General features: G+C 44.2%; 14 protein-coding genes. 3 read left to right on the forward strand and 11 right to left on the reverse strand.

What is annotated here, in order from left to right; all coding sequences use genetic code 11:
• The first annotated feature begins 464 nt into the window (after window positions 1-464).
• Together M3629_RS09255 and M3629_RS09260 are read left to right on the forward strand one after the other, a co-directional pair.
• The gene (locus tag M3629_RS09255; protein ID WP_251505029.1) at window positions 465-2,195 is read left to right on the forward strand and encodes a sensor histidine kinase; all 1,731 of its coding nucleotides are present in this window, start codon (window positions 465-467) and stop codon (window positions 2,193-2,195) included.
• On the forward strand, window positions 2,173-3,813 hold the full coding sequence (locus M3629_RS09260; protein WP_251505031.1) for a response regulator: 1,641 nt from the start codon (window positions 2,173-2,175) through the stop codon (window positions 3,811-3,813). Before M3629_RS09255 ends, M3629_RS09260 begins: the two co-directional genes overlap by 23 nt.
• A 102-nt stretch (window positions 3,814-3,915) precedes the next feature.
• Here the strand turns inward: M3629_RS09260 and M3629_RS09265 are convergent, their stop codons facing one another.
• From M3629_RS09265 to M3629_RS09305, 9 genes are all read right to left on the reverse strand, one after another.
• Window positions 3,916-5,565: an extracellular solute-binding protein gene (locus tag M3629_RS09265; protein WP_251505805.1), complete on the reverse strand. Its 1,650-nt coding sequence runs from the start codon at window positions 5,563-5,565 to the stop codon at window positions 3,916-3,918.
• 82 nt (window positions 5,566-5,647) lie between these two features.
• Window positions 5,648-6,526, reverse strand: coding sequence for a carbohydrate ABC transporter permease (locus M3629_RS09270; protein ID WP_251505033.1), 879 nt, complete (start codon window positions 6,524-6,526; stop codon window positions 5,648-5,650).
• 17 nt (window positions 6,527-6,543) lie between these two features.
• Complete coding sequence (locus M3629_RS09275; protein ID WP_244159223.1) at window positions 6,544-7,401, reverse strand: ABC transporter permease; 858 nt, start codon at window positions 7,399-7,401, stop codon at window positions 6,544-6,546.
• Window positions 7,402-7,772: 371 nt separating this feature from the next.
• Window positions 7,773-8,735, reverse strand: a complete 963-nt coding sequence (locus tag M3629_RS09280; RefSeq protein ID WP_251505036.1) for a threonine ammonia-lyase — start codon at window positions 8,733-8,735, stop codon at window positions 7,773-7,775.
• Window positions 8,736-8,748: 13 nt separating this feature from the next.
• Complete coding sequence (locus M3629_RS28640) at window positions 8,749-8,832, reverse strand: hypothetical protein (RefSeq protein ID WP_353056742.1); 84 nt, start codon at window positions 8,830-8,832, stop codon at window positions 8,749-8,751.
• A 10-nt stretch (window positions 8,833-8,842) separates the two neighbouring features.
• Window positions 8,843-9,754: an ornithine cyclodeaminase family protein gene (locus M3629_RS09290; protein ID WP_251505042.1), complete on the reverse strand. Its 912-nt coding sequence runs from the start codon at window positions 9,752-9,754 to the stop codon at window positions 8,843-8,845.
• A 206-nt stretch (window positions 9,755-9,960) separates the two neighbouring features.
• The gene (locus tag M3629_RS09295; protein ID WP_251505045.1) at window positions 9,961-10,644 is read right to left on the reverse strand and encodes a metal-dependent hydrolase; all 684 of its coding nucleotides are present in this window, start codon (window positions 10,642-10,644) and stop codon (window positions 9,961-9,963) included.
• Between the two features lie 138 nt (window positions 10,645-10,782).
• Window positions 10,783-11,418: an FMN-dependent NADH-azoreductase gene (locus M3629_RS09300; RefSeq protein ID WP_251505048.1), complete on the reverse strand. Its 636-nt coding sequence runs from the start codon at window positions 11,416-11,418 to the stop codon at window positions 10,783-10,785.
• A 48-nt stretch (window positions 11,419-11,466) separates the two neighbouring features.
• The gene (locus M3629_RS09305; RefSeq protein WP_251505051.1) at window positions 11,467-11,850 is read right to left on the reverse strand and encodes a tautomerase family protein; all 384 of its coding nucleotides are present in this window, start codon (window positions 11,848-11,850) and stop codon (window positions 11,467-11,469) included.
• A 132-nt stretch (window positions 11,851-11,982) separates the two neighbouring features.
• Here M3629_RS09305 and M3629_RS09310 point away from each other — a divergent pair, with 132 nt between their 5' ends.
• Window positions 11,983-14,511, forward strand: coding sequence for a tetratricopeptide repeat protein (locus tag M3629_RS09310; RefSeq protein WP_251505054.1), 2,529 nt, complete (start codon window positions 11,983-11,985; stop codon window positions 14,509-14,511).
• A 133-nt stretch (window positions 14,512-14,644) separates the two neighbouring features.
• On the opposite strand, the gene M3629_RS09315 is transcribed toward M3629_RS09310, so the two are convergent.
• Window positions 14,645-15,538, reverse strand: a complete 894-nt coding sequence (locus tag M3629_RS09315) for an alpha/beta fold hydrolase (RefSeq protein ID WP_251505057.1) — start codon at window positions 15,536-15,538, stop codon at window positions 14,645-14,647.
• Window positions 15,539-15,552: 14 nt separating this feature from the next.
• Window positions 15,553-16,158: a DUF2239 family protein gene (locus tag M3629_RS09320; protein WP_251505060.1), complete on the reverse strand. Its 606-nt coding sequence runs from the start codon at window positions 16,156-16,158 to the stop codon at window positions 15,553-15,555.
• Between the last annotated feature and the right edge of the window lie 205 nt (window positions 16,159-16,363).

Genomic DNA, 16,363 nt, shown 5'->3' on the forward strand with positions numbered 1-16,363 from the left:
TACTGGATAATGTATCATATTGAAGTTCGTTCTTTAGCTCTATAATGTACCTGATAAAATTTCATAAAAACGTTTCTTATCGACTTCTCGGGAACTCTCCACGTTTCCATTAGGGTCAGCTCTAAATGAGATCGCCCCCATCAAAGATTCCACGCCGTAATATCCATTCATCGCATAGAGTCCTTTTAACAGGGATGGAGCATCGGGATAGGTAGTATTTTTCCATGTGATATCCCCCTGTATTTGAAATAAACTTTACAAGAGAACTGTGGAGTCTCCATACTGCACCTCCAACCTTTGAACTATCTCTGTTTATCATAAATGTTTAACCGGGCATTAACATTTTACACTTGGCTAAGGGCGCAAGCGACTCCCTCGCTCCGTTGTTTCTTCCCCTAATAAAGCAAGGTATTATAGAATAAAGAATAGTGATTACGGTTCTTTGCTGCACAGGAGGATACGACATGTTGAAGGAAAAGTTTTCAAAAGAGAACGCCTCTATTTTTCAGAAGCTGGCACTTGGTCTGGTTTTGATGTTCGTACTAATTATACTGATCTTCTGGTGGATCTATCGATTAAATGTAGACGAAATTCAGCGTGAACTACAGAAGAATAAACTGGGCGAAGTACGGTTCATGTCCTCCCAGCTGTCTAATCAATTTGAGCAGGTACTAATGAATGCGCTGACATTATCCGAGGATCAGTCGGTTAGAGGATATACGTATGCTCTCACTTACGGGAATGATTTTGCTAAATACAAAGCCAAACTCGAGCTGATGGAGAAGTTGGCCCTTAACAGTGCTTCAACGGCTTGGAACAATACGATCATTCTGTATTATCCGGATGAGAAGGCTACCGTATCTTCGGACCGTGAATTTTCATTTCAGCCGTTTGTCATGTCCAAAGATCCGCTGGATAAATGGACGTTACATATGAACAAGGATGGTACGGGGTATTATTCGCATCTTACCAAGGGACATCGAGGACCGATGTACATTGAGATCCGAATATCCTTGGAGGTGTTGCAGAAAATGATGTCTGAATATACTTCCGGAACACCAATGCTCTATGATTCGCATTTTAAGACACCAATCCGGGGGGCAGGCTCCTCACAACTTGCGGAAGCGGATGAACAGGTTATTCCACAACTCAGAGATGATAGCGGTTTCTTCGAAATTGCATATCAGGATCAGAATTATTTCATCAGTTATATGAAAGCAAGTATTCTCGATTTGTACTTTATTGATTACCATCTCACTAATCAGCTTCAACAGTCTATTTCACGTAACAATACGTTGTTTGTGCTGGCTCTTGTGGCATTGCTCCTTCTTTCTCTGCTTTATACTCTAGCGCTGCGGAATCAGATCCAACAACCGATTATTCGTCTGCGCAAAGCGATTGATCGTTTTGACCGGGGAGATTTCTCCAGTCGAGTTGATGAAACACAGACTCTTGAGTTTCGAATATTGGGTCGATCGTTTAATAGGATGGCCGAGAATACCCAAACGCTAATAGAGCAGGTGTTGCTTGGAGAGCTTTCGGTGAAAGAGGCCAGGCTAAAGCAGTATCAAGCCCAGATCAATCCACATTTTCTATACAACTGTCTTAATTATATTCGGAGTAAATCCAGTGTCAAAGACTATGAATCCGTGACCGCCATGACCCTGGAACTGGCTGCCTATTGCCGTTATATTCACCGCATTGAAGATATGGATACAACACTTGGTGAAGAGCTTCGGTTTGTGAATCATTACATGTCTATCATACATATGCGAAAAAAAAGTATTACCTGTGAAATCGATGTGCCAAAACAGCTTCTATCCTTTCGTATTCCTCGCATGATCCTGCAACCGCTCGTTGAAAATGGTGTCAAACACGGGATAGAACCTTCCATGCGTCCTGGGAAAATTACAATTCGTGCAGCGCAGGATCAGGAGTTCATACGTATCACGGTTGCAGACAATGGCGTAGGCATGCCGGCAGAACGGCTTGCACTCATTAGCGGGCATATGGATGAATTAACGCGTCCAGAAGAACAGATTGGAACAGGAGTTCGAAATGTGAATCAGCGAATCAAGCTTACATTTGGCAAACGATCAGGCTTGTCCATACAATCTAACTTATATGAAGGTACCACGTACATCATTACTATACATAAGGAGGATATTGCAGATGCATCAGATTTTGTTAGTTGACGATGAATCCTATGTGATTGACGATCTGGAAATCTCATTTCCATGGGACCAATATCGTATTGAGCGTATTCATAAAGCATACTCCGGCATGCAGGCATTATCCATTCTGGAGGAACAAACGGTAGACATTGTGATCACCGATATTTCAATGCCCGTCATGAATGGACTTGAACTGATACGGCAGATCAAGGCGGTGAAACCCAACCTTCCCTGCATTTTGCTTACCGGTTATGCCGAGTTTGAGTATGCCAAAGAAGCGACGAAATATGGTGTTGTCGAGTATTTATTGAAACCGCTGGATGTCGAAAAGCTGGCCTCCTGTCTGGAGCAAACCGTGCTGTCCATTGAAGAGCAACTTCGCAAGGCCTTGTCCTATGAACAAGCTCTGAACTCATTTCGTGAGCACCTGCCTTCGCTGAAGGACAGGTTACTGAATCAACTGATTGAAGGTCATCGTTATTCAGAAGATGTTTTGAACGACAAGTTGGACCATTATCATCTGCCCTTCCAAGCCCAAGATGAAGTACAGCTTGTTCTGGTGCGGCTGGAAGAGCATTTCACCAGGTATACGACGACCAGTCTGCAATTGTTTGAATACGCTGTGACCAACATTGCGTGTGAGTTATTTAATACGGCTTTTCATACCTGGCATTGCAGGGATCATTACGATTATCTGGTCTTTTTGTTAAAGCCCGCTGGACCTGTAGCCAACGAAATTGATACTTCACCAGAGACGAATCACAGTGAGCAGCTTACGAAGCAAAATCAAGATCTCACCCATCTTTCCCTGCAGTTGCATCACAATGTTAATGAATACCTGAAAGGTGGCATTTCGGTTATTCTTAGCCATAAGGGTGCACTCCAGCATGATATCCGTGACATGTACGAGCAGGCAATATCCGCACTTAAAAAGCAAGTAGGCAACGGTACCGGATACTTCCTGCCACTGGAGGAAGGTTATCGTTCCGTCTCCATACGTTCGCTGCATACATTATATGAACCGCCGACCTTTAATCATCTGCTTGAAACTGGACAATGGGACGTATTCACAGAGCGTTTACACCGAATTAAGACCGGGTATAGCGCGCTACCTGAACAAACGGAAGAACATCTGGATGAGATTCAGATTGTATTGTTATCGGCCTTTCATTACATTGCTCACAAAAATCAAGCGTTGTTGTCTGATCTGGTAGGAAACGAATGGGTTCCTCGCGTGCCCTTTCGTTCGGTATCTCAACTTACGGACTGGGCGGATAACATGCTTGAGCGGCTGCGTATAAAGCTGGAAGAACAGTCATTTGATGAGCAACATCATGTCATTCACCAGATCAAGACATTTATTTCTTCTAATCTGCACTCCCTCAGTCTTCAATCGATTGCAGACCATGTATCCTTGCACCCGGTGTACGTCTCCAAACTGTTTAAACAACTTCAAGGCATCAGTTTAAGTGAGTATATTTTAAGTGTGAAAATGGATCTTGCTCTCTACCTGCTTAACCATTCGCAGGATAAGGTATATGAGATTTCGGAAAAAATGGGGTATGCCAACTCCCAATATTTCATCAAGGTGTTTCGTGATAAATTCGGAATGACACCGCAGGAATACCGGGAACAGTAAAGTAGCGGATCGTGAAGACGTTAGTGTAAAGCAAAAAGCAAAAAACCGCGCTTCACGTACAAAGGTAAATGACCCCCTTGTACATGAAGCACGGTTCGTTTTTTATTTTATCGTGTCATACCATGCATTGACTTCTTCCGTGATCTCTTTACCTCCAGAAGTCATATACTGCTCCGCAAAAGTATCAAATTCCTCAATCGGTGCTTGGCCATAAATGATTTTGTTCAATACTTCCTTCTCCAGCTTGGTCAGCATATCGCCTCTGGCAACCTGTGTTTTCGTTGGAACACCCGTGAACATCTGAGGCATTACAATATCTTTTTGATCAATGACAATTTTGGCTGCCTTAATCTGTTCAGGGACTCGGTCCGCCAGGTTTTTCTCATACTGAGTGGTCGGCTCTTTGCCATTCGCAAGATCAGCTAACGTATTCATCATGAGGTTAGGAATGATCGCTCCATCAAAGGTAAGTGTGTATCGGATCGCATCGATCCAGCCGCCCGGAATTTTGTCGCTTTGCTGCTCTTTATATACCTCGCCGTCAGGGGCGATATCATAATCATAGCCTTTCGCGAACCCGTGTACGAATGTTGTACTGTCCGGATTAGCCCAGTGATCAAACAGATAGTTCTGGTATACAAAGAATGCGTCTTTGTGTTCCATATCTTTGTTAATCAGGACAGCACCCGTACTGATTGGTGTTCCGTGGCGTCCCATTTTACCATCAGGACCAGCAGGAAGTGGATAAGCTTTATATTCAGCGCCTGGCACATTTTGCTGCAGATCCGGGATTGGCCAGCCTGTCATCCAGTAAGGACCAACGATAATACCAGACTTGCCGGCAGTGAATGCTTCAGCGGCCTTAGGCTCATCATACAGTCCCGCTTCCTTATCAATATAACCTTTCTGCATCCACTCTTTCATCTTCTCCAGTGCCGGTTTCATCTCGGGTTGGATAGAGCCGTATGCAAGCGAACCGTCTGCTGCTTTATTCCACTGATTCGGCATCGCTCCAAACATGCCAAAGATCCAGCCGGATTCTGCCATCCATGTGTTCAAATTGTTTTTGAACCCTACAGAGAGAGCAACGGTGTCCTTCTTCCCGTTTCCATCCGGGTCTTGATTGACGAAGGCATCCATTACCGTTTCTAATTCATCTAATGTTGTTGGTGCTTTCAGATTCAACTTCTTAAGCCAGTCTTCACGAATGTACATCACGGGATCATTGTTGTAAGCGTTCTCCAGAATAGGGATTGCCATTCGTTTACCATCACGGATGTAGGGATTCCATACATTCGGATCTTCCGCCATCGCTTTTTTATACGTATCCGAGGCATATTGATCGAACAGTTCTCCTGCATCCACGAATTGACCCGATTCAATTAAATCACTAATTAACGTTTGGCTGCCACGGAAAGAGATAATATCCGGCATTTTTTGACCCGATGTGAGCATCAGACGAAGTTTGGTCTGGTAAGCATTATTTTGTTCACTGACCGTCCATAAGTACTTAATATCGATCCCTAGTGTATCGTGAGCCCACTTTGTATGCACGTTATTTTCAATGTTTTCCCCATTTTTGAATTTCAGGCTGCTAGTGATTGGGAATACCGTCGAAATGGTAACCGGTTCAACATACTTACCATTTTCAAACGGTGCGGAATAAAATTCATTACTGTCGCTCGGATTTTTCTGTGATGTAGAATCGTTACTGCACGCTGCGAGTACACCAGATAACATTGTAGCAGCCATCAGAATGCGAAGCGGCTTTTTCCATGTTTTAAACACGTTGTTTCCCCCATATCATATAAAATTAGTTAACCCTGAATTGGGCTTACTCTTTAACAGCACCAAGTACAATCCCTTTAACGAAAAAGCGTTGCAGTAAGGGGTACACCACCAAAATCGGTGCCATGCCAATAAAAATCTGTGCCGCCTTGATCGTCCGTTGTGAGATATTCTCGAGGTCTTCGGGACGCACGGAAACTTTGCTAAAGTCTTGCTGAACGATGATCGTCTGCAAGAACGTTGCGAGTGGATATTTTTCGTGATCCGTCAGGAAAATCAAACCATCGAACCAGGCGTTCCAGTGCCCTACCATGGAGAACAAGGATAGCGTAGCGATGGCTGGCATCGACACTGGCAAAAAGACAGAGATCAATGTACGAAAATAACCCGCACCATCAATAAATGCAGCTTCCTCCAGCTCTTTAGGCACATTGCGGAAGAAATTCAATAACAGGATCATATTCCACACAGATACGGCACCGGGAAGAATAAGCACCCACATCGTATTAAGCAAATTGAGCTTCTGAATAAGAATGTAGAATGGAATTAAGCCTCCACTGAACAGCATCGTAAACACAAAGTACCACGTATAGATATTACGACGTTTGAAGCTTCGGTTTTCCCGGGATAACGGATACGCTGCCAGAATGACAACAATCATGCTGAGAAGTGTACCCAGAACGGTTCGCTGTATGGCAACCCATAGGGAACGGATGAAGTTTTCATTAGCCAATGTTTTCTCATAAGCATCCAAAGTAAATTCAACTGGAAAGAGTCCAACCAGATTCGCATTGGCAGCTGCTTTACCGCTGAAGGAGACCGCTAGAATGTGAATCAACGGGATAATACAGAGTAACGATAATAAAATTAAGAACGCATAGTTAAACACGGTGAAAACTTTGTAGGATTTTGTTTTATGATACATACCGTGAGGTCTCCTTTCTAGAAAATACGGTAATTTGCAAATTTATAAGCTGCACGGTATGCGAGCACGATTAGCACGAATCCGACAACTGATTTGAAGAGTCCAACCGCAGCCGAGAATCCAAACTTTCCATCGATGAGACCTACCCGATACACAAAGGTATCAATGATATCACCCTTATCGTAAACGAGCGGATTATATAGATTGAAAATCTGGTCGAATCCTCCGTTTAAAATATTTCCGAGCGACAATGTGCCTACGACAATCATGATCGGAATCAGGGCAGGAATCGTAATGGACCAGGTTTGTTGCCACCGGCTCGCTCCATCCACTTCAGCAGCTTCATATAGTGCAGGGTTTATACCTGCCAGCGAGGCGAGAAAGATAATCGCGCCGAATCCGAATTCTTTCCAGATATCACTGGTGACCACAACGATTCTAAACCAGGTACCTTCTCCGAGGAAAAAGATTGGTTCCAGGCCAAACACGGCCCCAAGAAACTGATTGATCATACCTTTTGTTGCGAGCATGTCCAGCAGTATTCCGCCAAGAATAACCCATGACAGAAAGTGCGGCAGATAAACGAACGTTTGTATACTCTTCTTGAAGGTTTCCTTCCGTACTTCATTAAGGAGTAAGGCAAAGACCAAGGGTGCAATCAGACCTCCAATCAGTTTCATTCCCGCAATAATTAAAGTGTTCCAGATCACCTGCACATTCTCCGGCATGCTGAACAGAAATTGGAAATGTTCTAGGCCGATCCAGGAAGATTTGGCAAACCCGAGCCAAGGCTTGTAATCCTGAAAAGCAATGACCAATCCGCCCATCGGTATGTACGCAAATATGAACGTCAAGATGACTGCTGGCAGTAGCATAAGATCCAGTGCCAGTGTTCGTTTAAAGCCTTTTTTGCGTTTGGTGCGCCGGGGACTCGGACGAATCACGTCGGCTTGCGTGGGTGTGGTGGCTTTTGCATTACTCATTCGTGTGCTCCCCTTCTTTCTCTATGTTCTGCAGAGATAGGCATCAGACTCTGTTGCATCTCCGTATATTCAGTATAGATTCACCACTCCGAAGTCAACATGATAAAACGATAACTTCGATAACAAATTGTTAATATGACACGTTCGTTGAACGAAAATAACCCTCATGCCTATAGAGCGTTCACTCCACAGGTAAGAAGGTTATTGATTTACAGGTATCATTCATAGTGAACGACTTCACGTATTTAGTATGAAATGTAAGGTTAGTATTTGAATAAAATAGTCTGGAGCACATCTCCATCAATGTTGCCACCGCTTAACACAAGCGCGACATTTCGACCACCGATTCGTTCCCTCTGTTCCATAATCGCAGCAACCACAGTAGCACTTCCTGCTTCAATAATGTATTTTTCTTCTTTGGCCAGAAAACTCACGGCTCGGCCAATCGAATGCTCTGACACGGCAATCAAATCATCAACATAATCTTTAGCCATCTCGTAACTCAGTTTTCCAACCCCACCAAGGAGTGCGTCACAGAGGGATTCCTCGCTAGAGTATTGTTCATATAAGGTATGATCTTCGTAAGATTTAATCATGGCCGGGCAGGCTTCGGTTTGCACTCCAACAATTCGAACGGACGGCTTGATCGATTTGGCAGCCACCGCAATCCCTGTAATCAGGCCCCCACCACCTACGGGAACGACGATCGTATCAATATCCTGGTTTTGTTCTAAGATTTCAATGCCTATCGTGCCTTGTCCACCATAAATTTCCGGATCATCGTAGTAAGGATCAATATACGTTAAATGATGTTCATGAATGTACTTCATCCCGAGCGTATGAGCCTCGTCAAAATCATTACCTAATTTCATCACTTCTGCTCCAAAATAGTTCATTTTATCAATTTTGCTTTGGGCTGTCGTTTCGGGAACGATCACCTTGACGGGATGAATTCCAAGAATAGAAGCACCGTAGCTCACAGCACTACCATGGTTACCTGAAGAAATGGCGGCAACGCCTCTATTCTTTTCTTCCTCAGTTAACGTCATCATTTTGTTTAATGCGCCTCGGATTTTAAAACTCTTCGCTCGCTGGAAAGACTCCAGTTTGAAAAAGTATCTTCTATTCAGATCGCCTAGATAGAACGACTCTTCAAGCGGTGTTTGCTTCAGATGTTTCTGGATGCGGTCATGTGCTTGTAACACATGTTCATAGCTAAAAGTCATTTCTCTTTATCCCCTAGATGTCAATTTTAACGCCGAGATTTTTTTCCTCTGCAGTCTGTAACGCTATTTTCGCTGCGTATATATCCAGAATCGCCATACCTGTAGCATCAAATATGGTGATTTGATCGTTTGAAGTTCTTCCCTTTGTTTTCCCTAAAAAGTAAATCCCCAATCTCACCGCATATATGGTTTTCTGCAATCTTGCCTTCCTTCAGCGGTATTTCAATCTCGCCCACTTGTAGACAGTGCTCCCGATTATCTACATATAATATGGCTTGTGACACCAGGTTGGAGTCAACCTCCTGTTTCCCCGCCATATCTGCACCTATGCAAGAAAGATGTGTGCCTTCTTTTACCCATTCCCTCTTAATGATCGGCGTTCTGGATGATGTGACGGTGATGATAATATCACTGCTTTTTACAGCTTCTTCTAACGATTCTGCTGCTTCAAGCGTAACGTTCTCTATGTTCATACCAAATTCAGATTGAAGTCTGTGAGGTAAGGCGTGCACAAAAGAGTTCAGCTTCTCTTGGTCCCTGGCAGCAACATAAACCGTCTTCAAGTTCGGAAGCACGGATAAGGCACAAGCGATTTGGAAGATCGCCTGATTGCCAGAGCCTACGACAAGGAGAGTTTCAGAATCCTGCCTTGCTAGATATTTTGCGCCGATCGCTCCGGAAGCGCCCGTACGTATGCCAGTAATAAAGGATGCCTCGGTTATTCCTAGTGGTCTGCCTGTTTCGGCATCATAAACGTTTATAAGCCCCGTCAAAGTAGGGAGCTGCTTCGCTTCATTCTCGGCAAACCATGTGATTGTTTTATGTCCAAATACCTTATCACTCTTCAGGTACCCTGATTTGATGTCCATATCTGCCTCGCCTGGAACAAAATCGTAAAAGATTGTCGGCCAAGTCTTCGTGTTTTCTTCACTCCTAGCCTTGTAGACCGTTTCTACTAAATGTATCACCTGAGGTACGTTCAATCCTTGTCTGACATCGTGATCACTTAAAAATCGCATATGGTACTCTCCTCCTTCTTTATCAAAAAAAGCACTGAATCTCATCCCTCCTACATTACATAGGCCCTAGTGGGGATTGAGACTCAATGCTTTTTAACGTTCTTACCCGGGGATAAAAACAAGCATGATATAAAATTTGTAGCTTTATTTTAGCTGAACTTTGTTGAGAATACAACGATTATTCCGTTTTGATATACAAATGAGACTCAGAGTTCAATTCCTTCGCCGGCTTCTAGAACTTTCCCTACTCCACTAGGCAACAGCGCGACAAAGGAATGCGGGTTTTGCTGAATGAACGGAAAGGTATTGAAGTGAATCGGTACTACCTGTTTGGCTTGAAGCCATTCTGCCGCCACAGCCGCGTCTTCGGGTCCCATGGTGTGGTTGTCTCCAATGGGGAGAAAAGCAAGATCAATGGCATGGCGATCACCAATCACTTTCATATCATAAAACAGGCCAGTGTCTCCTGCATGGAACACCGTTTTTCCTTCGGCGGTAAATAAAATTCCGGTTGGCATGCCGGTATACGTAATTTTTTTTGATTTTTTGTTTACATAACTTGAACTATGGAAAGCTTGTGTCAATTTCACTCGCCCGAAGTCAAACGTATACGCACCCCCAATGCTCATGGCATGTGTACGAACGCCTTCCCATCCGAGCAGGTCGGCGAGTTCGGGTGAAGCAATAACCAGTGCATTGTTGCGTTTTGCAATGTCTACGGTATCTCCCACATGATCGCCGTGCCCGTGTGTCAGCAGAATAACGTCTGTTTCTATGGTGGATGGATTAAGATCGGTATGTGCGTTTCCGGTAATAAAAGGGTCAATTAAAATGATAGTGCCTTGCGTTTCGATCTTTACTACAGAATGTCCGTGGTAAGTTACTTTCATGACTAAATCCTCCTTGAATCAAGATACCCATCCTGCAAATGACGGATGAACCGAAAAATGCGTGATGGGTACAATGAGATGCGATACAAGTTGACGTATTGTAATTCCTGTTTTTACATCGTTATTTTATATCTAGCATTAAAATGTTAGTGCTATGCTACGCGCTTGTTCAATGCCTTCGGCTTTGATCTGTGGTGCACGTTCTCCTGCTGTGGATACACCCTCGATAAACAGATGCTGAACGTCTGTGATGCCTACAAAATGAAGTACTGTTTCCAGATGACGGTTGCCATTCTCACGATCCGCTACAGGACCTGATGAGTATACTCCGCCACTTGCCTGAATGTGGAACGCTTTTTTGTTTTGTAGCAGGCCAACTGGACCGTTTTCGGTATATTTGAATGTTTTGGCTCTGACACAAAAGGAATCGATATAAGCTTTCATTACGGGAGGATAAGAAAAGTTCCACATGGGTGTCACAAAAACATATTTGTCTGCAGCCACGAATTCTTCGAGAAGTTCATTCAATTGAGTTACTTTTTGTTGCTGTATTTCAGTCAATTGATTGAATGTACCGCCTGTTTGCAGTTTGCCCCAAGCATCCAATACGTCTGCATCGATGTGTGGGATATTGCGTTGATACAGATCTACGTGCACGACCTCATCTTGAGGGTGACTTTCACGATAAGCTTGTACGAATTGCTCGCCAGCCGAAAGACTATACGATATCTCGGGGTTGCCGGGATGAGCTGTTACATATAGTAAAGTTGACATAGTTATGACTTCCTCTCTTATATACGGAATGAATGCATTGCTACAGATCTAGACAATAAACGAAGCAATTCCATTGCCGTATGACCAGTTTTCTTTGGTAACTTCAATCAGATTAATGAATAGATCTTCTTTTCGAATCCCCACCTTCTGATGTAACTCTTCAGCGAGCGCTTCATAAAACTCCTTTTTCATTTCGTCAGGACGACCCAGGTTCAAGGTGACCTGAATGATTAGGAAACCCTCACTTCTTTCGATATCCAGACAAGTTGGATCAAAGCTGAAATTTTCTCGATCCAGTTCTTCAATAATCAGAAAACGATCATTTGCGGGCACATGCAGTTTATCCACGATGGTTTGTAAAACAACTTCCTTGAGCTGCGTTTTCTCTTCGTTTGAACGACCTTTCAATGCGACAATGCGAGTTAAAGGCATCGGTGTTACCTCCTTAGTTAATTGGTGTTGATATGACTTATTTTATCTGCTACAATCCAGAACACGAATGTACATGAGTTCGTGTTTGTTCGTGTGCTCAGGTTGCTTAGACTATGAAATTCAGGTGATGTCATGGAAAACGATAAATATACAAACGATTGGCCCCATGAATGGATTAAAAAAATTCGTACAAGGCCTTCTCGGAAAGGCACTTTTAAAAAAATGCGGCAAGTGGATTTGGCCAAGCGAGCTGGCGTAGATCCAAGGACGGTACAGCAATGGGAGAATGGGGATCGTCTGCCCAGTATCGGAAGCCTGAAGCAGATCATTCAGGCTTTTTGGGAAGAAGGACTTTTTCTAGAGGATGCTGCTATAGAGGAAGCTACAATGTTATGGAATACCGTCAAGCGATTCTCGGAAGCGCGTTCGGCGTCAGGTCGTGAATTTGCAGATTTTGATCAAACTTGGTTCAACACCCTCATGGCAAGTGAAACTGTGCAACCTGAGGCTGTGAAAGAAGTGTCCACAACACCGTTCAAGGCAGCAGTACGATTACGCAATCGACCCTCCACCTTTGTCGGACGACAACATTCCAGAGAAGTGCTGACTGAGAAATTGATTGATCATGCTCTGATTTCTATCATCGGACCTGGTGGGATTGGCAAAACGTCTTTTGCTACCGAAGTGGCTTCCACACTCACAGCTCGTTTTTGGCAAGGAATATATATGTTTGAATTTGGTACAATCCATGATGCACATGACGTATATCCTTTGCTTTTATCTACATTGGGGCTGACCACCCAGGGGAAGATGTCGGATGAAGCTGTGATCATTGAAGCGATACGTCATTATGAGCTGCTGTTTATTTTTGATAACTGTGAACATATCATTGATACAATTGCTGAGGTAGCGGAATTCCTTTTGATGGAAACACCAGACCTACGAATAATAACCACCAGTCGAGAGCCTCTTAATATCACTGAAGAATTGGTTTATCGCCTTCCTCCACTCTCTTATCCTGCGGAGGAGGACTTATCGGATGTACATACTGAATCAGAATGGATGAGTTATGAAGCGATCCAGCTGTTTGTGGAACGAGCCAGCGTTCTGGTTCCGCACTTTGTGCCTACGCTTTCACATTTGAAGCAAATCGGTGCAATTTGCCGGAAAATTGAGGGCATACCTCTAGCGATTGAGCTTACGGTAGCACGAATGAACATGTTGAGCTTAGGACAGATTGAAGAACGTCTCACTCAGCAGCTTACCCTTTTGACTTCAGGTAAACGAACCGCCGGTCCTCGGCACCATACACTGCGTTCAACCATTGATTGGAGTTATCATCTGCTGACGGGCAAGGAACGTCATTTGCTCCAAAGGTTAAATGTATTTGCGGGCGGTTTCACGCTGGAGGCAGCAGAGGCAATCTGCATATGTGAACCGGATCTGTCTGGCCAGAAAGACCCTATTACGGTCGAAGATATGCTCGATCTTTTATCGGGCCTGGTTAACAAGTCTCTTGTCTCCACCGGGATTGATTCGCACCATGGCTCCATTCGTTACTCTTTGCTGGAGGCAATCAAGGAATATGCCACAGATAAATGGAACGAACAATCTGATGATGAAAAACGTAGTACTCTCTCTATGCGACATATGGAATATTACAAAGGCTATTTGATTCAGGCTGAAGCCTGCTTCAGAACCATTGAACGAGAGCGCAGTATCGAATCTGTGAGAACGGAATACGCCAACTTAAGTGCTGCACTTCAATGGTGTTATGCTCATGTTTACTCACGTGCATCGGGTCTTCATCTGGCGGCCCATCTGTATGGGTTCTGGCTTCACGAGGGCAGATTGAAGGATGGATTGTTCTGGCTGGAACGATTTTTGCATGTAGAAGAATCAAACGATGGTTCTGCAACGGATTGTGCCAAAGCATGGCACGGGTTAGGCATCATTCAATTTGTTCAAGGGAACATCCAATCGGGAATGGACGCTGCAACACGCAGTGTGGAGCTAGCCCTTGAACAACAAGACAATTCCCTGTCTGCCTCTTCCCTTCGCTTGCTTGCTTTTATCTACATTCGGCAGAACGATCTTCAAAAAGCGGAGGCAATGGCACAACAGAGCGTAGAATTGGCAAGAAGTATCAATGACTCTTGGAATCTTGCTTCTTCACTGCATGCATACGGCAAAATTCGTTTGGAACAGCAACGTTATACAGAGGCTTCCAACTTGCTGGAAGAGAGCGTGCGTCTTTTTCAAATGGTAAAGGACCCATGGGAACTATCTGGCCCGTACGAATGTCTCGGGTATTCCTCGTTGAAACGCGGGGCAATGAATCAAGCGGTTGAATATTTCAAGAAATGTATCGCTGCAAGTCAGATCTACCGCGGTTCCTGGGTTCTTTCTCGTGGAGTTGAGGGTTTGGGAATAACATTATGTGCTCGGGGAGCATTAATGGAAGCCGCATTATTACTCGGCGCTGCCGATAAAGGACGTCAGTCCTACGGCGGGGATAAACAACCGAACTTTCCTGAAGAATATTTGGAATGTGTGGGAGCCATCCGTCAAGGTTTACATGAGCATGAATGGCAGACTTGGTGGAATAAAGGAACCGACATGAACCCAGAGAGAGTCCTAGCCTATGCGCTCGAAGTGTAGGCTCTTGCTACGCAAAAGATGATCCCGTTTAAGTCGCTTTTAAAGCGGCTTTTTAACTCATGACGGACGTTTACGTTTCATGCGAAAAATAAGATCATTCGAGGTTCTTTTCTCCACTATCCTTTTCCGTATATTATCTTTTACGCCGAGCCGTTCTTTCGATTGCATCAACAACGGTTTTGAACAGTTGCTGGTGCAAATCATGGCCCATGCCTTCAAGTAACATCAATTCTGCACCGTTGATAACTTCCGCCGTATCTCTACCGCAAGCGGGAACAAACATCGGATCATCCACACCATGAATCACTAAGGCTGGAACCTTAACTTTTGCCAGTCGCGCCCGTCGATCACCTGAAACCGCAATCGCAGCAATCTGTCGCCCAACACTGCCCGAATCATAAGCTCGCTGTATTTCCTCTCGAATGAGCGAACGATACTCTTCTTCCTCAAACGGGTGACCTGTACCGGCAATACGTTTGGCAAAAGCTACGCTGTGAGCCAAATATCCCTCTTCATCCTCCATCGGATTCGGTGCTGGCCCAGTCATTAGCGCCATAACTTCCGGAGATGTTGGTGGGAGCTCAGGATTACCTGTAGTTGACATCATAGAAGTAAGCGAGAGGATACGCTCCGGATATTGGATGCTCACAAGCTGAGCAATCATGCCGCCCATCGAACGACCAACGACATGTGCTTTTTCGATCCCTAAGGCATCTAACAATGCAACTGTATCGTCAGCCATTGCATCAAGGGTATATGGAAGATCAGGAAGCTTTCCCGACATGAGTGTTTGGGCAAGTGCTTTGAAATCTAATGTTGCATGATTGCTAAAATGTGTTGATAACCCCGTATCTCGATTATCAAAACGAATCACTCGAAATCCTCGTGCTGCTAACATCTCACAGAATGGAACCGTCCAACGAATCATCTGTGTGCCAAGCCCTGCAATTAATAGAATGGTTTCATTTTTTTCGCTGCCATAACTGTCATAGGCAAGATCGATATCGTTTACTCTTAACATATTCATCATCATGTTCTCCTCTATTCCTGCGTGAATGCATTACCGGCCAAAGACTTAATATAGTCTCTGATATCGGGTGTCCACTCTTTAATCGATTCGTAAAAACGATTTTCATCCGCGGCATACAGAGCTCTCAAAGCCTCTTCGTATTGAGGGAAATCCCCCGCCATTGCTGTCATGAAATGATATGTTACTTCCTGCGCCGCACGAACTTGATTTCCGTTCTCCCCTGAACGGCGGGCCTCATCAATCAGTTTCCGCAGGGTTACCGAAGCGCCACCGGGTTGAGCTTTAAGCCAATCCCACTGCCTGGGCAGCAAAGTAACTTCACCAGATACAACGCCTAGTTTGGGGCGGCCGGCTCTGCGGACGGGTCGTTCATTTTCTTCCGTATCCTTTATTCGTCCCGGTTTACGGTTAAGGCGGTCTAATACATCCTCTAAGCTTCTGCGAAAATCAGTATCGATCGGTTTTCCGGTAGAATCGTCAAAAATAAGCAAATCAACAATTTCACTCTCTTCCAATTTTTCTTTTACGACTTTAACAACGTCTTGTAATGTGCCTTTGGCGAAATGTTTTCTGCCTACAAAGGCAGTGCAACGGATTGGGAAAGATGAATCTTGCATGTTACCCCTCCTTTAATGATCTTCTTCACTTATTATACCCGGGTAAAAACAAATAATCAATATTACCCGGGTATAATATATATTTGAACTTGTTTTTTTTCATGAAAAAATCCCCTCACAGCAAAAGAGTGACTATTTCACTGGCTGCCGTAGGAGAGCGTATTGCATTGTAAAAAATATAATACTGTTAAAATTCCAATAAAAA

The organism is Paenibacillus polysaccharolyticus (assembly GCF_023714295.1).
Classification (GTDB): domain Bacteria; phylum Bacillota; class Bacilli; order Paenibacillales; family Paenibacillaceae; genus Paenibacillus; species Paenibacillus polysaccharolyticus_A.

Coding starts and splice junctions, on each gene's coding strand:
- M3629_RS09255 (WP_251505029.1), top strand. CDS start 465: ATGTTGAAGGAAAAGTTTTCAAAAGAGAACGCCTCTATTTTTCAGAAG.
- M3629_RS09260 (WP_251505031.1), top strand. CDS start 2,173: ATGCATCAGATTTTGTTAGTTGACGATGAATCCTATGTGATTGACGAT.
- M3629_RS09265 (WP_251505805.1), bottom strand. CDS start 5,565: ATGGCTGCTACAATGTTATCTGGTGTACTCGCAGCGTGCAGTAACGAT.
- M3629_RS09270 (WP_251505033.1), bottom strand. CDS start 6,526: ATGTATCATAAAACAAAATCCTACAAAGTTTTCACCGTGTTTAACTAT.
- M3629_RS09275 (WP_244159223.1), bottom strand. CDS start 7,401: ATGCTACTGCCAGCAGTCATCTTGACGTTCATATTTGCGTACATACCG.
- M3629_RS09280 (WP_251505036.1), bottom strand. CDS start 8,735: ATGACTTTTAGCTATGAACATGTGTTACAAGCACATGACCGCATCCAG.
- M3629_RS28640 (WP_353056742.1), bottom strand. CDS start 8,832: ATGGCGATTCTGGATATATACGCAGCGAAAATAGCGTTACAGACTGCA.
- M3629_RS09290 (WP_251505042.1), bottom strand. CDS start 9,754: ATGCGATTTTTAAGTGATCACGATGTCAGACAAGGATTGAACGTACCT.
- M3629_RS09295 (WP_251505045.1), bottom strand. CDS start 10,644: ATGAAAGTAACTTACCACGGACATTCTGTAGTAAAGATCGAAACGCAA.
- M3629_RS09300 (WP_251505048.1), bottom strand. CDS start 11,418: ATGTCAACTTTACTATATGTAACAGCTCATCCCGGCAACCCCGAGATA.
- M3629_RS09305 (WP_251505051.1), bottom strand. CDS start 11,850: ATGCCTTTAACTCGCATTGTCGCATTGAAAGGTCGTTCAAACGAAGAG.
- M3629_RS09310 (WP_251505054.1), top strand. CDS start 11,983: ATGGAAAACGATAAATATACAAACGATTGGCCCCATGAATGGATTAAA.
- M3629_RS09315 (WP_251505057.1), bottom strand. CDS start 15,538: ATGAATATGTTAAGAGTAAACGATATCGATCTTGCCTATGACAGTTAT.
- M3629_RS09320 (WP_251505060.1), bottom strand. CDS start 16,158: ATGCAAGATTCATCTTTCCCAATCCGTTGCACTGCCTTTGTAGGCAGA.